Origin of the sequence: Methylocapsa polymorpha, assembly GCF_045689225.1 — a bacterium.
GTDB classification, from domain to species: domain Bacteria; phylum Pseudomonadota; class Alphaproteobacteria; order Rhizobiales; family Beijerinckiaceae; genus Methylocapsa; species Methylocapsa polymorpha.
Map to the genome: position 1 here is coordinate 1,707,819 of NZ_CP136862.1, position 20,431 is coordinate 1,728,249.

The following is a 20,431-nucleotide window of genomic DNA, read 5'->3' on the forward strand; positions in this document are numbered from 1 at the left end:
CGAACATAACCGTATGCGTTCGCGCGAGCGCTTCGAGCGGGCCGCCGCCCTTGATCAAGATGCCGCAGCGCGCCTGGGCGGCCCCGGCGATGAAGGCCACGGGCGCGGCCAGGATCAAAGGACAGGGCGTCGCCGCGACGAGCACCGCCAGGCCTCGAGCGGGGTCATGTGAAAGGATCCAAGCCGCGCCCGCCACCAGAAGCGTCACGGGAAGAAGAAGCAGCGCAAATCGATCCGCCATCCGCATGAAGGGAGCCTTGGCGGTTTGCGCCGCCGTGACCATTTTGATGATGCCCGCGTAGGTGCTGTCTCCAGCCGTCGCCGAGGCCTGCATCTCGAAGGTTTCGCCCGCATTGATCGCGCCGCTCAGCGCCGCCCCGCCGGCCCGACGCGTGACCGGAATGGGCTCTCCCGTCACGGCCGACTCGTCGAGGGAAGCGCTCGCGCTGGTGACCAGTCCATCGACCGGAACCACCTCGCCGGCCTGCACCAGAAGCGCATCTCCGATCGAAATCTGGTCGATCGGCGCATCTTCGATGGATCCTTCGATCCGCCGATGCGCGATCCGCGGCGCGCGATCGACAAGCAATTTCAGATTTCGCTCGGCCCGCCCCACCGCGAAATCCTCCAGCGCGCCGCCGCCTGCATACATGACGGCGACGACTGCCCCGGCCAGCGTCTCGCCGAGCGCCAGAGCTCCCAGCATCGACAGGAGCGCGATTGCGTCGACTCCCATTCTGCCGGCCCGAAGGTCGCGAATGATCGAGAGGACGAGGCTTGCAGCCACGGGAACCGTCCCCGCAGCCCATATCCACCGCGCTAGCCCGGTGCGTCCCGCGACAGCCACGGCGAGTCCGACCCCAAGCGCCGCCAACGCGATGATGATGAGGGCTCGGCGCACCCTCCGCTCGTCGATCATCGCCCCCACTGTCATACAAGTTCAATCATTTGGCGTCGGACCTCTGTTTCGCTAGAGACGTTGTCCGCGACCTCGCCGGTCTTGGCCACCACGGAGCTAATGCGCGAACCGGCTTTGGGCTCAATATGAAAGAAGAACCGGCAGCTCCGCCTCGGTAAGCATGTCGCTGGTCACGCCGCCGAGCACCATCTGCAAAAGATGTGGATGCGCATAAGCGCCCATGACGAGCATACTGGCTCTCGCCATTGTAGCGTGATCTCGGAGAGTTTTCGCTACGTCGCGATGTTCGGTTTGCAGCTCCGTGACGGTCACGCTCTTGGAGTGGCGCGAAAGGTGAGCCGCCAGGTCCGCCCCGGCGATGCTTTTCGACGCATCAGGGGAGACGCACAGGATTTCGATCTGTTGGGCCCGCGTCAGAAGAGGCAGGGCGTCCCCAACCGCTCGCGCCGCCCGAGCGCTTCCGTCCCAGGCGATCATGATCTTGTCGAACTCGACGCCGCCATCCCAATAGGGCGGGATGACGAGCACTGGGCGGCCGGACGTGAACAGCATTGCTGAGATCAGGTCGCTGTCGAGGGAAAAACCATATGTCGGCCGGGAAATGATAACGATGTCGCTCGGTCTCGCCGCCACGGCTAGGCTGTTATTCGTGGCCGGATAGGATTGCTGAACGATTTGGAACTCGACGGTTACGCCCGCAGTCGCTGCGGCGGTAGTTATTCTCTTTTCGGCGTCCTCGGCACGTAGCCGCCGCTCAGCATTGATCTCATCAACGACTGCATGAGCCAGCGGGACAAATCCGGCGCTCGGGATGCGGAAAATAGGCGCCGCAATCAAGACAGAGAGATGAGCCCGCTCGAGCGCGCAAAAGGCAATGGCGTAGTTTTCGGCGGCGCCGCTTTCCTCCAAAGGCTTTGGGGTCACTTCACCGAAACTCAGGCCGAGGCAGACACTCTTAAATGGCATATGGGCATCCCCTCCTCATGGAGAGCCCACCCTGGGCTCACCGTCATGTCGTGTCTTTGACATTGCTCAAACGGCGCCCGTTTGGCCACCGCAAATCATCAGCAGAGCAAGGCCAGCCGTCAAAGCTCGACCTTTTTCTCCGGGGTGATTACCGGCTCGACGTACAGAACTTCGATCGCAGTGATGAAGAACAGCGCCAACGGCGCGGCTAGGAACACCGCTTGCGGGCCGAGCAGGAGCCCGCAAGAGATGACCGAAAGCAAGCTCACGACAGGGGGCAGCGCCGTCGCCTCCGATTGGATGATCGGCGTGATGAAGTTGCCCTCGATGAAATGCACAGCGACATACATAGCGATCACCGCGGCGGCGTAATAGGGTCCTTGGGCCAACGCGAAGAGCGTCGCAGGCACAGCGGCGATCACCGCGCCGACATAGGGCACGAATGAGAGCAAGCCGCCTACAAGGCCAAGGACAAGAGCCGCTCTAATGCCGAGCGCCCAGAGCCCGAGGCCCGAGAGAATGCCCACGGTGGCCATCACGGCCAACTGGCCGGCGAACCAGCGGCCGAGTATGTTCGCCTCCGCATCGAATAGCCTCGATACGCGCGCTCGCATGGCGGGAGACAGCAGACGGAGGATCCCGATCTTATAGCGTTGCGGCTGCGCCGCCAAATAGACCGCGATGATCGCCATCACGACAAGCGATCCGGCAGCCGCCACCGAAGTTCGAACCGAGGCGGCGAGCGCGCTAGCGATCCATCCGGTTGGCCCCGAAAGATCGGCAGTCTGAAGTTTGGCCAGCAAATCGCGCGCATAGGGCCGCGCTTCTATCTGATCGGTCAGCCATTGGAGGCCGGTCGGGATTTTCCGCGCCACTTCATCAAGTTGTTCGCCGATGGCGGCGCCAAAGAACCATCCAATCGCCCCGATCAAGATAAGTCCCGTCAGCACGACTACGGAAAAGCCGGCGGCATATCCAATCCGCATTCGATTCCCCAAAAGTCTTGCAACCGCGCTCATGCCAATCGCAAGCACAAGAGCGCCAAACAAAATCAATACAACGTCTCGCAATATCCACGCGGCAACCGCAGCGCCGGTCATCGCGAGCAACAACGCCGCTTTCTCTATGAAGAGTCCAAGCGTGTTTCTGTTCGAAGCCTGATCATCCCGCCGCATGCTTGGCGCCGCCTCCTGATTGGGGTGCCCGTTTCATCGTCAACAACGAGGCGAGCCTTACGCGATCTGCTCCGCTACTCGCTCGAAACGCAAAGCGTTGCCGCGGCCGCTCGATTTACTATGCGCTAGAGCTCAATGGACGCGCGCCGCCATCAAGGGGGTCCTTCTGTTGGAACGGCAATTGGGGCTCGCATATAGACAAACCCCAATAAAGCCGTTGAAGCGTATTAAACTCCACTCAATTCTTTGGCGTCAATGTCGGAAGCAGCGATGCGAGTTTCTGGTCTCTGCTGAAATAGGTCACCATCAGCACGACCATCGACAGCGTCGCTATTAATCCGGACAGCGCGCCAATAATCGCCGGCGAGGACTCGCCGGTTTCGTGGCTGAGATCGTGTCCGGCCAGCCCTCCAATCAGCGAGACAATCAAGATATTGATCAGAACAACGCGGGGAAACTTATCGGCCGCAGCATCGACGATCAGACCCTGGGGGAGCAATTTCAAAGCAACCCGGCGCACGACGCCCGCAAGCAAAACAGCGATAAATCCGGAGGCGAGGCCTATCGTTACCCCATTAGTTACGAAAGCTCCCAAGAGAAGTCCGATAAGTGCGCCGCCTATGACCCCAGCGCCTAAGACCAATACAACATAAATTGACGTAAAACCGCGATCCATAATGCGCCTCCTGTTTTAATTGGCTTCGAAGTTGTAAATCATATCAAAACCCGGTGATGGTCGATCCATGTCAGCATTAAGCCAAGGAGTGATTGGCGTACCTTATGAACCACCGCTTTAGGGTCGGAAAGGACCGATAGTGCAGAAGTTGAGACTTGTTCGGGTTGATTCATCCTTATGCTCATTCGCATGAGCGTCATAAACCGCATCCACTTTGCGAACCATCTACACCCTATAGCCACAAACCCCAGCTGGGAACGAAGCGATGATGCGCGCTTCGTGCTGAACCCAGGCTGAATCGCTATTGGCAAAGCCCGATATTTGGCGAGCTCGACGAATTTTATGTTCGTAAGCGTGAGCCGACCGACAAGGACGCTTTCAATGCAATCGCGCGGCGTAAACGAGAAATGCCGAGACCAGAAACGATCGGTCCAAACCAAGGATAGGACTGTTCAGGCCAGATTCAGCTCGAAGCGCGTAGATATCTCTCCTGCGACCAATCACTGGGACCGCAACGGAGATCGAAATGCGCGACTACATTATGCCTGCCGTTATTGCGCTCGTGATGTTCGCGGCGCTGCCCGCCTTGGCGGAGCCGCCCATCCATGACAGCACTCGCAAGGATCTCGAAGACGCGATGAAGGGCGAAGCCTTCGCCTACCTCAAATATCTGGCGTTCGCGGAACAGGCTCGGAAAGACGGGCATCCAGACATTGCCGAGCTGTTCGAGAGAACGGCGAAAGTGGAGCGCGAGGAGCACTTCGCGGAGCACGCCGAGCTCGCCGGGCTCGTGCGCAGCGATGCAGAGAATCTCGGCGACGCGATCAAGGGCGAGAATTACGAGACCACGACAATGTATCCCGACATGGCGAAACGCGCCCGCGCGGCTGGGGATAAAGACGCCGCGAAACACTTCGAGGAGGTCTCCGGCGACGAGGCGACGCATCGGGATCGATTTAAAGCTGAAAGCCTCAAGCTCGAACGGAAATAGGCCAGCGCGAATAGGCGCGCGGTCCGTTCCTGCGACGCCTGGTAAACATTCAACTCGGAGGAATTCGCATGTACAAGCACCTTATGATCGCTGCCTGCATTGCCGTGTTGGGAGCCGCGGCGACAAGCGCCGGGGCGTCGGAGCTCAGCCGGCTTTGCGCCGCGAAAGCCGGCATCACGCCTGTTAGAATCGATGACGCCAAGATCAAAGAGATCCTGTCCGAACGCGGCTATACTCAGATCAAAGGCCTAGGCGAGGAGGAAGGCTGCGTCGAAGCCAAGGGCCTCGACAAGGATGGCAAACGGTTTGAGGTCTACCTGCACCCGCATACCGGGGACATCGTCCGGGTGCGCTGAGATGGACAAGGCGATGATGCGCGATGCGACCGAACCGACCCTGAACATGATCCCCGTCTGGGATCCGCTCGTTAGGATATTCCATTGGACGCTCGCCACATGTTTCATCGCCGCCTATCTCCTGACCGAGGGCAATGGCGCCATGCATCAGGCCTTCGGCTATCTTGCCGGGGGTCTGGTCGCCCTGCGCATCGCATGGGGCTTCGTCGGACCTCCGCGCGCCCGTTTCGCGGATTTCGTTCCTTCCCTGAGAAGCCTATTCGTCTATGTTCGAGACATGCTGCGCGGACGTGAGCGGCGCTTCGTCGGCCACAATCCAGTTGGCGGCGTGATGATCCTGGCGCTGCTTGCTCAGATCGCGCTTCTGGCCCTCACCGGATGGCTGATGACGACCGACGCCTTTTGGGGCGTCCGCTGGCTGCAGGACCTTCATGAGGCGATTGCTCATCTTGCCGCAATTTGCGTCTGCGTCCATGTTGGCGGAGCGATCGTTGAGAGCATCCGTCATCGCGAGAATCTCCCGCTCGCCATGATAACGGGGCGCAAACGTGCTTGAGACCCGCGCATTAATTTTGATCGTCGCCGCCGCGGCGGCGATCGCCGCAAGCCGCGCGATCGCCGCGGATGACCAGGATCGCGCATTATCGGCTCTTGAGGCGCGTCAAATCCTGCCGCTTAGCGAAATCTTGGCGCGCGCCCGACTGGGCGATGACCGCTTGCTTCGGGCTGAACTTGAGCGGGAAGACGGCCGTTATGTCTATGAGCTTCGTGTGATTGCGGCGGATGGAACGATTAGGCTCAGACATCTCGATGCGCGCACGGGGGAGATTTTGCCTGACGGAAAACTGTCCGACCATCCGGTCGGACGCGCGCTGGACGAGGACGATTGATGCGCGTGCTGATCATCGAGGACGACCGCACCTTGTCGGCTCAGCTCAAGCAAGGCCTGGAGCGCGAGCTTTTCACCGTTGACGCGGCGGCGACCGGAGAGGACGGAGCCTATCTCGGGGCGGAGGAATTCTACGACGCGATTGTTCTCGATCTCGGCCTACCCGATAGAGATGGGCTCGACATCTTGAAGAAATGGCGGGCGGCGGATCAAAAGACCCCGGTTCTTATTCTGACCGCGCGTGGAGATTGGCACGCGAAAGTCGTCGGCCTCAATGCTGGCGCGGATGACTACCTCGCAAAGCCGTTTGAAATTGCCGAAGTCGCGGCGCGGCTGCGCGCCTTGATCCGTCGGGCGCATGGTCAGGCAAGCCCGATTCTGCGCTGCGGCGGCCTGGAGCTGGATCTGGCGGCGGCGGAGGTGCGGCGCGGTGGACAGGCTATTCGGTTGACCGCCCAAGAGTTCAAGACGCTCGCCTGCCTGATGCGCCACGCCGGGAGCATTGTCAGCCAAGCCGAATTGATCGACGCTCTCTACGCGCAGGATTTCGATCGCGATTCGAATACGATCGAGGTGTTCGTCGCGCGGCTCCGGCGCAAGCTCGGCGCCGATGCGATCGAGACCGTGCGTGGGTTTGGCTATCGCCTGAGGTCGCAATGATCGGCATGCCCAGATCGCTGCGCGGGCGCGTCCTGTCTAGCTCCTTGTTGGTTTGCGCGCTGACCTTTGGCGTGGCGGATGCGCTTTTGGTCCATCTGTTTCGCAGCGAAATCGAGCGACGCTTCGACGCCGAGCTCTCGGCGCATCTCGACCAGCTGCTCAGCCGAGTTGGCCAGGACTCTTCCGGCGCTCTAGTCATCGGGGGGGCTCTCGCGGACCCGCGCTTCCTGCAGCCCTATAGCGGCTTCTATTGGCAGGTCGAGGATCAAACCGGCAACCGGATACGCTCCCGTTCGCTCTGGGACGCCGTGCTTCCTCTACCAGTTGACGCGCCTACCGACGGTGAGGTTCATCGTCATGAGCTCGCTGGCCCCAACAGCCAACGATTGGTCGCGATTGAGCGCCGCGTGACCTTGCCTGGCTATTCTCAAATTGTCCGCGCCGCCATCGCCGCGGACGTCGCCGACCTCGAAAAATCCATCGCTTCCTTCTCGTATGTTTTGCTTGTGACTTTCGCCGCGGTTGGGGTTGGCCTCTCTGTCCTTGTCGCCGGACAAGTTTGGATGGTGTTTCGCCCGCTCGCGCGGCTTCGCGCCCGAGTTATGGCCGTGCGAAACGGCAGAAGCGGCCGAATTGATGGCGCCTTCCCCTCCGAAGTCACGCCATTGGTGGAGGATATGAATGCGCTCCTGGCGCATAGCCGGGAAGTCGTCGAGCGTGGGCGGCTGCAGGCCGGCAATCTAGCGCACGGTCTCAAAACACCCTTGGCGATTCTCGCGAACGCGGCCGATGCTCTCGGCGGCGGCGAAGCTTCAGAAACGGTGCGCACGCAGGCGGTCGCGATTCGGCGCCAGGTCGATCACGCCTTGGCTCGCGCGCGCGCCGCCGCCGCGGCGGGCGTTCCGGGAATTCAATGTGACGTCGCCGGTCGCGTATCGGAGGTCCTGCGGGCGATGGCAAGCCTCTATCGCGACCGCAATCTCGATCTTGACGCCACACTCGTACAGCCGACCGAGGTCTCGGTTGATATCCAGGACGTTGACGAAATGCTTGGCAATCTTCTCGACAATGCGTGCCGCTTTGCGGATAAGAAGGTTCGTGTTGCCGCCGTGCTGGACGACGCCAGCTGCATCATCACGATCGAGGATGACGGACCGGGAATGGCGGCGGCCGTTGCGCAGGAGATTGTCCGCGGCGCGCTCCCCCTCGACCGAAGCCGGGGCGGCGCGGGTCTCGGCCTTGGCATCGTCCGCGACCTCGCCCGGGCCTACAAGGGCGAGTTGCGCCTTGGTTGCTCAAGCCTCGGCGGTTTGGCGGCGATCTTAGTCCTTCCACTTGCGCCGACCGCGATTGGGAGCGCGTCTGAAGACCTACGCAATGTGACGCGATGCTCATAATGTCCGACTTAAGACGCGTCACGAACACTATAGGCGCCTCATGCGCCGTGAACCTTCGGCCACAGACTTTGGATGGTTTCTTGTGCAAGGACGCCGTCTCATAGATGCCTCCAGCAAGGATCACACTAGCGGCGAAGAATGGACACTTTATGGGGTTTGTCTTGCGAACGTCCAATCCAAATGGCGCGGACGCCTGCCCAATCGTCAATCTGGCCGGCGCGAGGAAGAGTCATGGGCGCGATCGTCGCAGTGTGGGCAAAGCGCAGTTGAAGGATTGCGCGAGATGAGATGTTTCAGATGAAGCGGATATTCGCAATCATGGGCGTTCTGGCCCTAGGGGCCGCATTGGGCGGCGTGGCGCTGCAAGTCTCTCCGGGGGCTCGAAGCGTATTCGCCTGGATAGCTCCGCCCCGGCACGAGAAGCAGACTTCGACGCAAGCCGAGCCGGCCGTGCAGAAGGATGCATCCTCGCCGTCGGCAAGCAAGGGTGAGCCTGGGAAGCCGCCAGACGGCTTGATTACCATGGCCTCCGAGCAGATTGAGGCCCAGGGAATCGAGATTGCCATTGTCGAGAAGGGCATTCTTGCGCGCCGGCTCACCGTGCCCGGCACCGTCACCCTTGACATGGATTTGGTCGCCCGTGTGCCTGGCAGGGTGGTCGGCACGGTCACTCAATTGCGCAAACGATTGGGAGACTCCGTAGCCCAAGGCGAAGTCGTAGCCGTTCTCGACAGCCGCGAAGTCGCGGACGCAAAAAGCGAATATCTAACCGCATCGGTGGGCTTCGATCTACGGAAGACGATGTACGAGCGCGCGCAGATTTTATGGGCCAAAAAGATCTCGGCCGAACAGCAATATCTTCAATCGCGCGCCACCTTTCTGGAGGCGGAGCTCAGGCTCGATCTTGCACGGCAGAAGCTCTCCGCGCTCAAACTGGACCCGGCTGAGGTGGAGAAGGCCGCAAAGCAAGAGAGCGCTCTTAAATCCGGCGTTTCAAGTCTGCGTGAATATGAAATCCGCTCTCTGATCGGCGGTCGCATCATTGAACGCAAAGTGGACGTGGGAACATTGATCGGGAACCAGGGCGATCCTCCCGACCTCTATACCGTCGCCGATCTCTCCTTGGTTTGGATCGAGCTAGCGGCGCCGACAGCAGATCTCGACGTCATCCAGGAAGGCCAGACGGTTGAAATCACCAGTGGAAGAGACAGTGGCAAGCGTGGGGTCGGACGAATCATATTCATCAGTCCGCTTGTGGATCCCGACACGCGCTCGGCCCGCTTGATCGCTCAGATCGACAACAAGGCGCAGATCTGGCGTCCTGGCTCGGTTGTGACCGCCAGAATTGTGACCAAAGAAGAGCCTGTGGACGTCCGCGTTCCGCGCATTGCGCTCCAGACGATCGGCGGCGAACACGTGGTTTTCGTACGAACGCCCAACGGATTTCTAAGACGTGCTGTCACGATCGGCAGGTCGGACGAGCAAGATGTCGAGATCATTTCGGGCCTTTCCACCGGCGAACAGATTGCGGTCAAAAACACATTCCTGCTCAAGGCCGAACTTGGCAAGGGCGATTAGCACCAGAAATAAATATCATGATAGCTCGTATTCTTTCCTTTTCGGTTCATCAGCGCTGGCTCGTCGCGTTGCTCACCTTTGCCGCGGCCGCCTTCGGCGTCTGGTCACTGACCAAGTTGCCGATCGATGCGGTGCCGGACATCACCAACAATCAGGTGCAAATCAACACGATTGCGCCTGCGCTCTCACCGAACGACATCGAAAAGCAAGTCACTTATCCAATCGAGACCGCGCTCGCCGGCACTCCTGGGCTTCAATACACCCGATCGCTTTCGCGCAACGGTTTCTCGCAGATTACCGCCGTTTTCGACGACAACGTCGATATCTACTTCGCCCGTCAGCAGGTCAACGAGCGCCTGCTTGAAGCCAAAGCGATCCTGCCGCCGGGCGCCGAGCCGCGGATGGGACCACTCGCGACTGGGTTAGGCGAGATCTATATGTGGACGACCCAATATAAGCATCCAGGCGAGGGCGCCACTACTGCGGACGGCGAACCCGGTTGGCAGAGCGATGGGAGCTACCTAACCCCTGACGGCAAGAAACTTAGCACTGATTTCGAGCGCGCGGCCTACTTGCGCACAGTGCAGGATTGGATCATTCGTCCGCAGCTCAAGACCGTACCAGGGGTCGCCGGCGTGGACTCCATTGGCGGCTTCCAGAAGCAGTATCACGTTCAGCCAGACCCAGCCACACTCATTGGGCTCGGCCTGTCCTTCGCCGACGTGGCCACGGCGATCGAGAGCAACAATATGAGCCGCGGCGCCGGCTATTTTGACGATAATGGGGAAGCCTATGTTGTCCGTTCGGAGGGACGTTTGGAAAGCATGGAGGACATCAGTAACGTTGTCGTCGCGACCCGAGGCGGCGTGCCTGTTCGGGTGAAGGATATTGCGGAGGTTAAAATTGGCCGGGAGTTGCGTACCGGAAGCGCCAGCGCGAACGGACAGGAGGCGGTGATCGGAACGGCGCTGATGCTGATCGGCGGAAACAGCCGCAGCGTATCCGCTATGGTCGACGCCAAGATGAAGGAGATCAACCTCGCGCTTCCCCCAAGCGTAGAGGCCAAGACGATTTTGAACCGCACGCTCCTTGTCGACGCAACAGTGAAGACGGTAAGCAAGAATCTGGTCGAGGGCGCCGTCCTCGTCATCCTCGTGCTTTTTCTGTTGCTTGGGAATTTTCGCGCGGCGCTCATTACGGCGCTCGTCATCCCAATCGCGATGCTGCTTACCATGACGGGCATGGTCCAAGGCAAGATCAGCGCGAATTTGATGAGTCTCGGCGCCCTCGACTTTGGCCTCATCGTCGACGGCGCCGTCATAATCGCTGAGAACAGCTTAAGACATTTGGCCGAGCGTCAGCACGAGTGTGGGCGCCGGTTGTCTCAAGCAGAGCGTCTCGCCGCGGTGATCAAGGCCTCGGAAGAGATGATCAAGCCATCTGTCTACGGCCAAGCCATTATCATTCTGGTTTACGTGCCGCTCCTGACTTTCACCGGGATCGAGGGCAAGATGTTCGAGCCCATGGCGTTGACCGTCATCATCGCCCTGGTAGCTGCTTTCATCCTGTCGTTGACCTTCGTTCCTGCGATGATCGCGATCATGATCGTCGGCCGCGTTCAGGAAAAGGAGAACCTTTTCGTTCGTTGGATAAAGGCGCTTTACGAGCCGGCGCTGAGCCGCGCAATTCGAAGCCCGCTCGCTTTCATTGGGGGGGCCGTAGTTTTGCTCATCATGGCGGGCCTGTTATTTACCCGGCTCGGGCAGGAATTCATTCCGACGCTCGACGAAAAGAACATCGCGATGAACGCCTTGCGCATTCCGAGCACGGCCCTCTCCCAATCGCAAGCAATGCAGCTGATGGTTGAAAGAGCCATCAGTGGATTTCCGCAGGTCGCATTGGTGTTTTCGAAGACCGGGACGGCCGAAGCGGCCACGGATCCGATGCCCCCCAACACCTCGGATACATTCATTATGCTGAAACCTAGAGAAGAGTGGCCGAACGCGGACTTGACCAAAATCGAGCTTCAGCGCCAGATCGAGGAAGCTATAGGAGCTTTAGTAGGCAACACTTACGAATTCTCGCAGCCGATCCAGTTGCGCTTCAACGAATTGATCGCGGGCGCGCGAGGTGACCTCGCCGTCAAAGTCTTTGGGGACGAATTCGAGCCGATGTTGGGGGCTGCAAACCAGATCGCCTCGATTTTACGCGGCGCTAAGGGCGCAGAAGACGTCAAGGTCGAGCAAGTGACGGGGCTGCCATTCCTTGAAATCAAGATAGACAAAACCGAAATCGCCCGTCTTGGCCTCAGCGTCTCGGCTGTGCAAGACGTGATCGGCGCGGCGATTGGAGGGCGCGAAGCCGGAGTTGTTTTTGAAGGTGACCGGCGTTTCGCAATCATCGTTCGCCTCAGCGATCAGCTACGCGGGAATATGGAGGCGCTTAAGAACCTGCCTGTGCCGTTGCCTCCGTCGGCGAAGACCGGACGGGCGTCCGCCGTCCTTCTAAAGCAAGTTGCGCGGTTCGAATTGTCGGAGGGACCAAATCAAATCTCGCGCGAAAATGGCAAGCGTCGTGTTGTCGTCACGGCAAATGTACGCGGCCGCGACATCGCCTCGCTGGTGACAGAAGTTCAAACGAAAGTCGCTCAACAGATTCAACTTCCTGGGGGGTATTGGCTCAAGTGGGGCGGCCAGTTCGAGAACCTTGCGGCGGCGCGCGAGCGCTTGATGATCATGGTGCCTGGCTGCTTTTTCCTTATGTTCCTGCTGCTCTATACGGCTTTGGGCACCCCACGCGATGCGCTTCTCGTTTTCAGCGCTGTGCCGCTCGCACTTACCGGCGGCGTTGCGGCGCTGTGGCTGCGCGGCATGCCGTTTTCCGTTTCGGCCGCAGTGGGGTTTATTGCCCTGTCCGGAGTGGCTGTGCTGAACGGTTTGGTGATGCTGAGCTTCATCAAGCAACTAATCGAAAAGGGGATCCCTTTCCCGCTGGCTATCTACGAAGGCGCTGTCACCCGACTGCGGCCGGTCGCGATGACGGCACTTGTCGCCTCCCTCGGTTTCGTGCCGATGGCCTTAGCGACAGGAACGGGGGCTGAGGTGCAAAAGCCTCTCGCGACGGTCGTAATCGGCGGCTTGATCAGCGCGACGCTGCTTACATTGCTTGTCTTGCCGGCGCTCTATGCTCGCTTCGGTCAGCGCAAAGCCCCCGCTAACGTAACTTCTTTACCGGAGCAGAAGCTGCACCGCGACCCAGCCATTGAATAGGGGCCAGCATAGCGGGTGTCGCCGTGCATCTTATTATGAGGAACATATGGGTTTGCGCCGCGTTTTCGATGGGCGGTCCGTCGAGTTTTGAACTCCGTAGCGATCCCGTTCCGAACCCTCAAGCCCGGCGAATTCGGCCAGATGAGCCCGCATGACATTGGCAAGCACCGACCGCTGGCGAACCAGAAGCGCATGCCGATGAAAGTGTCAGGTGGGGCGTCCGCATCGTAATTTCAGTCTACGACACATGACGCTCAGGATACAGGGCCGGCGGCACTCCCCTTATCCTTGGCAAACACAGGGCCTCAGTTGCCCAACCATGCGGGTCAATCCGGTCGCGGTAGGGGCGTGGGGAAACCCAACTCCCTACCGCGACCGTCAATCCTTCTTGGCTTTTTCGAGCAACTGCTCGATTTGGGCGTGGTGGTTGTCATGCGTTTCGATTACCTGCCGCACGAAGGGCTTTACGGTTACCTAGCACCACTTTGCGAATCGTTCGGTTTCCGTTTCTTGCTCTCCACCTGCGCGGATTCCTCTAATCGCTTGTTGTGATTCTGCCTTCGCGATATCGGCAGAGGATTTGAGCAGCGAGAGGGTGTCATTTTCAGTCAGGCCAGCTGTAACCTCGGCTTTTATGTGCTGGACCGCTGGGCGCTTCCCAGCCAAGGGTGTAATTAAAGGATGACTGCGACGGGCTCCGGCCAAATGCACTTCAAGAGGTTCGACCATGACGCAGCGACCATCTCCCGATGTCATCTCCGAGTATAAGGAGTTCGTTGCCTGGGACGCGCCTACGCGTTGGTTTCATTGGATCAATGCGCTCGCCGTTCTCGCGCTCATTGCGACCGGGCTCGTCATCCTCAACGACGACGCTCTAGGACTTTCGGCTGGAGGCAAGATCTTGCTGAAAAGCATTCATGCGTCGTTCGGCTACGTCATGGCGATCAATCTTCTGTGGCGGTTCATTTGGGCGTTCTACGGCGACCGCTATACAGGCTGGCGAGGCATTCTGCCGGGCGGCTCCGGCTATCTGACGTCCTTGCGCGCCTATGTGCTGTCTTTCTTGTCCGGCGAGCCGCAACAATTCGTCGGACACAATCCGCTGGCGCGCATCGGAATTTCCGTTCTTTTCCTGCTCCTGCTCATCCAATTGACAACCGGGCTCGTCATCGCCGGAACAGACCTGTTCTGGCCGCCATTCGGGCACTGGTTCGCACAATGGGTAGCCGCTCCGGGAGTTGACCCGACATCGGTTCAGCCCGGCGCCTCCGACTTGATCGACAAGGCGTCATATCAAGCTATGCGCGCATTCCGCGCGCCGTTCGTCCAAGTCCATGAGTTTGCATTTTACGCCTTGGCAGTCGTCATAACGCTTCACATCATCGCGGTCGTTCTCACCGAGCTTCATGAGGGCGGCAGCATCACGTCGGCCATGTTCACGGGCCGCAAGATCCTCACGAGGAAGCCGCCAGACGCCCCGTGACATCCGCCTGGGATCTTCGCTCCTCTTCTAATGATCCATTGCGGACTGCTCTCCGTCCGCGCGCCGATTGGGACGGCCGCCATTAGAGGCGCTGTTGGTGGCGGCCGAAACATTGGAGCCCGATCATCCGGCGGCGGCCTCGATTTTGTGCCGTGTTCTCATAGACGATACCCTCGATCGGGCGCGGTCTTCCGCCCATGGCCATGCTTGCCAGGTATCTGGAAAAACTCCATGCGCTTGCTACGCATTAAGATGCTGCAGGCTCGATTGATCCGCAGCAGACCTATCGCGCCGCGCTGTCGAAAACGCACAGGCGGAAAGCGGCTTCTGGAGCCTTGTCAGGCCGCGCAGGTAACCCACAAGAGACATTCTTGACGATGTCGATATAGGTATTGACAGTGCAGTGCTGCTTCTATTTCATTGCCGCTATGGGGATCGCGATCTCCCCACGAGGCGACATGCCCAAGCATCGCGTCCAGCTTCTTCAGCTAAGGACGCCGCATGTCTGCATATGCCTTGATTTCTCCCGATAATCTCGCTCGCCTGAACGGCGCTCCGAAGGGCGCCGCGCTCGTCGACGTGCGCACGGATGAGGAATTTTCCGCCGACCCGCGTTTTATCCCCCGCGCGGTGCGTCGCGACGCCGCCTCTGTCGCGCAATGGGCCGCTGCCTTCGTCGGACACTCGGTGATCGTGACCGACCAGACGGGTGCGAAGATGAGTGAGGGCGTCGCTGCCTGGCTGCGTCACGCCGGAGCCGACGCCATCACGCTCGAAGGCGGCCACGACGCCTGGGCCTCGGCGGGCCTGCCCTGATTGCGGAAGCCAAGCTGCCGCCGCGCGACGCGCTCGGCCGCACGATTTGGGTCACGCGCGCGAGGCCGAAGGTCGACCGGATCGCCTGCCCCTGGCTCATTCGCCGCTTTGTCGATTCAAATGCGGTGTTCCTGTATGTCGCCGCCTCGGAAGTCTTCGCGGTCGCCGAGCGCTTCAACGCGGCGCCATTCGACATCGAAGGCGCGCATTGGAACCATCGCGGAGAGTTTTGCAGTTTCGATGCGCTGATTGAGGAGCTTGGGCTCGAAACCAAAGCTTTGCGACGCCTCGCGCTGATTGTGAGGGGCGCTGATACCGGCCGTCCAGATCTCGCCCCGGAATCCGCCGGCCTGCTCGCGGCGTCTTTGGGTCTTTCGACTCTTTACTCGGACGATCTGGAGCAGCTCGAAGCGGGGCTTGCTCTCTACGACGCATTCTATCATTGGGCCCGCGACGGTGTTGACGAACCCCATAACTCGCCGACCGCCAAGCTCGAGGCCAAGAAATGAACGTCATGACAGGCGTCCAAAGCAGCAAGACCAGCCACGGCGTCACGATGCGCGAGGCGACCCGCGTCTGGCTGCGCATCGCTCTGTTGAGTTTCGGCGGCCCGGCCGGACAGATCGCGATGATGCACCGCATTCTCGTCGAGGAAAAGAAATGGGTGTCTGAAAGCCGGTTCCTTCACGCCCTCAATTACTGCATGTTGCTGCCCGGTCCCGAGGGGCAACAGCTCGCGACCTATATCGGCTGGCTGATGCACAAGACGCCCGGCGGAATCATCGCCGGCGGTCTCTTCGTCTTGCCGGGCGTGATTGCGATCATGGTCCTGAGCCTGATCTACGCCTCCTTCGGCAACGTCGGTCTCGTGGCGGCTTTATTCTTCGGCCTCAAGGCGGCCGTGTTGGCGATCGTGCTGCAAGCGGTGGCGCGCGTCGGCAAGCGATCGCTCAACAACAACATCATGCGGGGCCTGGCCGCGGCGGCGTTCGTCGCCATCTTCTTTTTTGACGTTCCGTTTCCAATCATCATCCTAGCGGCGGGCGCCATCGGCTATTTCGGCGGCCGCGCCGGTCATCCAGCCTTCGCAAGCGGCGGCGGGCACGGGACGAACGGCGGGAACGCAAGCCAAGACAGCTTGCTCGGCGAGGAATTGCCCGACCATGCGAAAATCTCGGCCGGCCATTCGCTGAAAGTCGCTTCCATCTGGCTCGCGGTCTGGCTGACGCCGGTCGCCGCGCTTCTGTTCTTCCTTGGGGAAGCGAACGTTTTCTCGCAGATCGCTATGTTCTTTTCGAAAATGGCGGTGGTGACCTTCGGCGGCGCTTACGCGGTTCTCGCCTATGTCGCGCAGCAGGCGGTCGAACATTTTCACTGGCTGCGGCCAGGCGAAATGCTCGACGGTCTCGGCATGGCGGAGACGACGCCCGGCCCTCTGATCATGGTGCTGCAATTCGTGGGCTTCATGGCGGCCTATCGCGAGTCCGGCGCGCTGCCGCCACTGGTCGCGGGCGCGTTGGGCGGCCTGCTCACAACCTGGGTCACTTATACCCCATGCTTCCTGTGGATCTTCCTCGGCGCCCCCTATATCGAACGACTCAGAGACAACAAAGCGCTGACGGGCGCGCTCTCGGCCATCACCGCGGCCGTCGTCGGCGTCATCCTCAACCTCGCCATCTGGTTCTCGATCCATACCCTCTTTCGCCAGAGCGTTCCCGTGCGCGGGCTCGGTTTCGCCTTCGATCTTCCGATTTTGGCGAGCATCGATGCGTGGGCGCTGCTGCTCTCCGTCGGCGCGGTTCTGGCCATTTTCCAATTCAAGGCCGGCCTGCTGCAAACGCTTGCTGGCTGCGCGGCGGCGGGCATCCTGTTGTTTCTCACCGGAGCAATCACGCCGGGGAGTGCCGCCGCTCCGGGCAGTTCGCAGGCAGCGGCGTCGAGATCGCTGCAACATACGCATATTGACGTGCTGAATACGCCGACCGTCATCATGAAGGATTGAAAATGCTTCTTCGCATGTTGCTTTCGACTTTCCTCCTCGCCGCCCCGGCGTTCGCTGCTTCCCCGCAGGCGGAAGGCTTCAAGAAGCTCAGCGGCGCCCAGATTCGGCAAGCGTTCTCAGGCAAGGAGTTCAGCGACGAAGCGCACTTCGCTTACAACTACAGAGCGAACGGCGTCGTTCAAGGGACGAGCATGGGCAAGAAAGTCACCAACACATGGAAGGTCGTCAAGGATCAGCTCTGCGTGACCGAGAGTTCTTCTGAAGAAGCTTGCTATTTCGTATGGAAGAAGGGTTCCGCGGTAAAACTCGTCATCGGGGCGTCGGACGACTTGGGTTTGGATGGCTTCCTGAAGTGATCGATGGGGTCTCGACGGAAGATGATGACGGAGCTTTGCGCAGCCAAATCATTTGATGCGATCGGCAGCCCTCTCCGATTGTTGCTCGCCGCCCGGGCGCTGCGTGATTTCGGCGACGGGTTCGTGGCGGTTCTCCTGCCCGTCTATCTAACCAGACTCGGCTTCTCACCCTTTGAGATCGGCGCGATGGCGGCGACGGCGCTTGCCGGCTCGGCGGTTTTGACTCTCGCCATCGGCTTCCTCGGCGTTCGTCATGACCATCGTCGTTTGCTTCTCGCCGCCGCGGGTTTGATGGCGGCGACCGGCTTCACCCTGTCGATCTTTGATGCCTACGCGATCTTGCTTGTCATCGCTTTCGTCGGATCGGTGAATCCTTCTGGTGGCAGCGCCAGCTCTTTCGTTCCGATCGAACATGCCGTGCTGACGCGTGAGACGCCGGACCAGGATCGCACCCGTATGTTCGCGCGCTACAGCCTGATCGGCGGGCTTTCCGGCGCGGCGGGCGCCTTGACCGCCGCAATGCCGGATTTTCTTACGCGGATAGGTCTCTCCGAACTCACGGCCATCAAAGCGATGTTCCTGCTCTATGCGGCGCTGGGCCTCTTCGGGGCAGTTCTTTACGCGCGCATGCCGCGCCGGCCGCCAGCTGCGCAGCATGCCTCGAAGGCGGCGCTGGGCCCTTCTCGAGCCATTGTTTACAAGCTCGCCGCCCTGTTCAGTCTCGACGCCTTCGCCGGCGGCTTCGTCGTCCAATCGCTCCTGGCTCTCTGGTTATTCTCGCGCTTCGACATGTCTCTCTCGGCGGCGAGCATATTCTTCTTCTGCTCTGGCGTGCTCTCGGCTTTTTCATTTCCGGTCGCCGCGCGTGTGTCGAAGCGCTTCGGACTGGTGAACACAATGGTGTTCACCCATCTCCCATCGAGCCTATGCCTGATCCTCGCCGCCTTCGCGCCGTCTCTCACGATAACCCTCGCTCTCTTGCTCGTGCGCGCCGCTCTTTCGCAGATGGACGTGCCGACGCGCTCGTCCTATGTGATGGCGGTGGTGACCGAGCCGGAACGGACGGCGGCTGCGAGCTTTACTTCAGTGCCTCGAAGCCTCGCGGCGTCGGTGAGTCCTGCGCTGGCCGGCGCGCTCTTTTCCTTTTCATGGCAAGCTTCGCCGCTCATCATCTGCGGCGCGCTGAAGATCGCTTATGACGTTCTCCTGCTCGAACAGTTTCGTGAGCTAAAGCCGCCGGAGGAGAATTGACGACCGGCCGCGACTATCAATTTGGACGGCGCCCTTCGACGAAAGGTTCAGAAGAGAGTTGCGCATCCGCTGCAATCCGATATCGGCTCCGAGACGGACCTCTAGTTTTTTGATTTTGCGATGACCGGTTCCGGCTCGGAGAAGCTGAAACGATAGGCGACCGCAAGTCGCGCGGAGTCGTCTCTTATGCGGAGGTGATAGGAATTGCCGTCGAAATTGCTCGAAACGAAGTTCGCCGCGCCGAAATCGCTGTGACGGTATTCAAGTCGCACCGACCACTGGTCGGTGACGGCGTGTTCTATGCCTGCGCCGAGCGTCCAGCCTGGGCGCGCTTGGCTGAAAGGCTCGAAGAGCGCGTTGGCGAAGAAGTTGGCGAGCGCTGCTCCGCCGGTCAGATAAAGCAAGGTCCGTCCTGTAGCCACGCCAATGCGACCGCGGACCGACCCCCGCACATTATTTTGGAGAGACATCCCGATAGTCGAGGTCGCCTCACGGCCATTCACGCCGCCAGCCTCGACATCGGTCTCAACGCCCGCGACAGCAGAACCGAACTGGAAATTGACTCCAGCGAGCCCGCCGAAATCGGCGCCCTTGGGCGAATAACTCGAATAGGACGCCAGGGTGTGGCCCACCAAATCGTTCTCCCGCACCTTCTCCCATGCGTAACTTGCCGCGGCGCCGACATAGAAGCCCGTCCAGGCAAAGGACGCCGGCGAGCTCGAGGATGGCGCTGATTCCTGGGCTTTGGGCGCTTCTCCTCCGCCAGTCACCTGGAGCCCAATGTACCAAGAGAATTCGTTCGTCTCCCTCGCGTGCTGGAAACCTTTTCCAGCCGAAAAGAGGAAATGGTAGTGATCAGTGAGATCGTAAATTCCGCCAACGTTGAATCCCGTCGAATGCACGCCGCCGATCTCGCTGGGCGTCTGATGAAACAATTCGACGCCGAGCGCGAGCTTGTCCGTAATCTTGCGCTGCACTACCCAGCCCATGAACCAGTAGTTCTTGTTGCCGGGGCCGGGATTGATCCAGTAACCGCCGCCGCCGTAGGTCGTCCAGTCGCCGAAATCCTTCTGAACCCATAGCGGCAGGAAAGCTCTGGTCCTGCCGGCGCCGAGTCCGCGAGCGCGGTCGCCCGTGGGCGCCTCCAACAATGGGTAGAGCGCAACCGACGGAACCCAGCTGTTCTTGTCCTGCTCGATGAAGCGGTACTTCACGCCGAATTCCGTGTCGCCCGGTCCCCACTGGAGCGGAACGCCCTCGGCTCGGTGGAAGGCCATGCCTGGTTGGACATGCAATTGAACATTGGGCAGAACGCCGTAGTTGCAGTCGCAGGAGGGCGCCCCGCCGCTCGTCTCGCCCATCGCATGCGTTCCCTGCGAGAAGATGTACAATTCCCAATGCAGATAATCGACGGGCTCCGGGTCGTCGGTGAGGAACGGCGGTCCTGCGGAGGCAGGCGACGATAGAAGCAGAACGAGGAACGCCGCGAGGCTCATCCCCGGCAAAGGTCGCGTCTGCGCTCTTGCCGATTTCGATTTCATGAACGGCTCTCGTTCCGTTTTATCGCAGGCTCTCCGCAGATCAGATGCGGCTACGCAAAGCGTGGTTCCTCGAGTCGTTATAGTCCGTGTGCGGGCTGGATCAGCA

The 20,431-nt window shown here is 60.3% G+C and carries 17 protein-coding genes and 2 pseudogenes; 14 read left to right on the forward strand and 5 right to left on the reverse strand.

What is annotated here, in order from left to right:
• Nucleotides 1–4: 4 nt before the first annotated feature.
• From RZS28_RS07910 to RZS28_RS07925, 4 genes and pseudogenes are all read right to left on the reverse strand, one after another.
• A pseudogene (locus RZS28_RS07910) lies at nucleotides 5–934 on the reverse strand (HAD-IC family P-type ATPase); the annotation flags it as partial.
• Nucleotides 935–1,039: 105 nt separating this feature from the next.
• Entirely contained in the window at nucleotides 1,040–1,885 is an 846-nt protein-coding gene (locus tag RZS28_RS07915) for a universal stress protein (protein WP_407340775.1), read from the reverse strand.
• A gap of 119 nt (nucleotides 1,886–2,004) precedes the next feature.
• Nucleotides 2,005–3,060, reverse strand: a complete 1,056-nt coding sequence (locus RZS28_RS07920) for an AI-2E family transporter (RefSeq protein WP_407340776.1) — start codon at nucleotides 3,058–3,060, stop codon at nucleotides 2,005–2,007.
• A 238-nt stretch (nucleotides 3,061–3,298) separates the two neighbouring features.
• Nucleotides 3,299–3,595 (reverse strand): hypothetical protein, encoded by a 297-nt coding sequence (locus tag RZS28_RS07925; protein ID WP_407340777.1) that lies wholly within the window; start codon nucleotides 3,593–3,595, stop codon nucleotides 3,299–3,301.
• Nucleotides 3,596–4,262: 667 nt separating this feature from the next.
• Here RZS28_RS07925 and RZS28_RS07930 point away from each other — a divergent pair.
• The 14 genes and pseudogenes from RZS28_RS07930 to RZS28_RS07995 all read left to right on the forward strand — a co-directional run bounded on the left by RZS28_RS07930 (nucleotide 4,263) and on the right by RZS28_RS07995 (nucleotide 18,784).
• Nucleotides 4,263–4,727: a rubrerythrin family protein gene (locus tag RZS28_RS07930; protein WP_407340778.1), complete on the forward strand. Its 465-nt coding sequence runs from the start codon at nucleotides 4,263–4,265 to the stop codon at nucleotides 4,725–4,727.
• Nucleotides 4,728–4,795: 68 nt separating this feature from the next.
• On the forward strand, nucleotides 4,796–5,083 hold the full coding sequence (locus RZS28_RS07935; protein WP_407340779.1) for a PepSY domain-containing protein: 288 nt from the start codon (nucleotides 4,796–4,798) through the stop codon (nucleotides 5,081–5,083).
• Nucleotides 5,084–5,096: 13 nt separating this feature from the next.
• Nucleotides 5,097–5,639: a cytochrome b/b6 domain-containing protein gene (locus RZS28_RS07940; RefSeq protein ID WP_407340780.1), complete on the forward strand. Its 543-nt coding sequence runs from the start codon at nucleotides 5,097–5,099 to the stop codon at nucleotides 5,637–5,639.
• The gene (locus RZS28_RS07945) at nucleotides 5,632–5,973 is read left to right on the forward strand and encodes a PepSY domain-containing protein (RefSeq protein WP_407340781.1); all 342 of its coding nucleotides are present in this window, start codon (nucleotides 5,632–5,634) and stop codon (nucleotides 5,971–5,973) included. The genes RZS28_RS07940 and RZS28_RS07945 overlap by 8 nt, the downstream gene beginning before the upstream one ends.
• Nucleotides 5,973–6,632 carry a response regulator transcription factor gene (locus tag RZS28_RS07950; RefSeq protein WP_407340782.1) on the forward strand — a complete coding sequence of 220 codons (660 nt, stop codon included), beginning with the start codon at nucleotides 5,973–5,975 and terminating at the stop codon, nucleotides 6,630–6,632. The genes RZS28_RS07945 and RZS28_RS07950 overlap by 1 nt, the downstream gene beginning before the upstream one ends.
• Nucleotides 6,629–8,029: an ATP-binding protein gene (locus tag RZS28_RS07955; RefSeq protein ID WP_407340783.1), complete on the forward strand. Its 1,401-nt coding sequence runs from the start codon at nucleotides 6,629–6,631 to the stop codon at nucleotides 8,027–8,029. Before RZS28_RS07950 ends, RZS28_RS07955 begins: the two co-directional genes overlap by 4 nt.
• Before the next feature lie 297 nt (nucleotides 8,030–8,326).
• The gene (locus RZS28_RS07960) at nucleotides 8,327–9,607 is read left to right on the forward strand and encodes an efflux RND transporter periplasmic adaptor subunit (protein WP_407340784.1); all 1,281 of its coding nucleotides are present in this window, start codon (nucleotides 8,327–8,329) and stop codon (nucleotides 9,605–9,607) included.
• Between the two features lie 17 nt (nucleotides 9,608–9,624).
• Nucleotides 9,625–12,876 carry an efflux RND transporter permease subunit gene (locus RZS28_RS07965; protein WP_407340785.1) on the forward strand — a complete coding sequence of 1,084 codons (3,252 nt, stop codon included), beginning with the start codon at nucleotides 9,625–9,627 and terminating at the stop codon, nucleotides 12,874–12,876.
• A 727-nt stretch (nucleotides 12,877–13,603) separates the two neighbouring features.
• Nucleotides 13,604–14,359 (forward strand): cytochrome b/b6 domain-containing protein, encoded by a 756-nt coding sequence (locus tag RZS28_RS07970; protein WP_407340786.1) that lies wholly within the window; start codon nucleotides 13,604–13,606, stop codon nucleotides 14,357–14,359.
• 97 nt (nucleotides 14,360–14,456) lie between these two features.
• Complete coding sequence (locus RZS28_RS07975) at nucleotides 14,457–14,630, forward strand: DUF6880 family protein (protein ID WP_407340787.1); 174 nt, start codon at nucleotides 14,457–14,459, stop codon at nucleotides 14,628–14,630.
• A gap of 230 nt (nucleotides 14,631–14,860) precedes the next feature.
• A pseudogene (locus RZS28_RS07980) lies at nucleotides 14,861–15,684 on the forward strand (chromate resistance protein ChrB domain-containing protein).
• Nucleotides 15,681–17,177, forward strand: coding sequence for a chromate efflux transporter (gene chrA / locus RZS28_RS07985; protein WP_407340788.1), 1,497 nt, complete (start codon nucleotides 15,681–15,683; stop codon nucleotides 17,175–17,177). Before RZS28_RS07980 ends, chrA begins: the two are co-directional and overlap by 4 nt.
• A gap of 2 nt (nucleotides 17,178–17,179) precedes the next feature.
• Nucleotides 17,180–17,533: a hypothetical protein gene (locus RZS28_RS07990; protein ID WP_407340789.1), complete on the forward strand. Its 354-nt coding sequence runs from the start codon at nucleotides 17,180–17,182 to the stop codon at nucleotides 17,531–17,533.
• Nucleotides 17,534–17,554: 21 nt separating this feature from the next.
• Nucleotides 17,555–18,784 carry an MFS transporter gene (locus RZS28_RS07995; protein WP_407340790.1) on the forward strand — a complete coding sequence of 410 codons (1,230 nt, stop codon included), beginning with the start codon at nucleotides 17,555–17,557 and terminating at the stop codon, nucleotides 18,782–18,784.
• A 101-nt stretch (nucleotides 18,785–18,885) separates the two neighbouring features.
• Here the strand turns inward: RZS28_RS07995 and RZS28_RS08000 are convergent, their stop codons facing one another.
• A complete protein-coding gene (locus RZS28_RS08000) occupies nucleotides 18,886–20,325 on the reverse strand; it encodes an outer membrane protein (protein ID WP_407340791.1) in 1,440 nt (479 codons plus the stop codon).
• Nucleotides 20,326–20,431 lie beyond the last annotated feature (106 nt).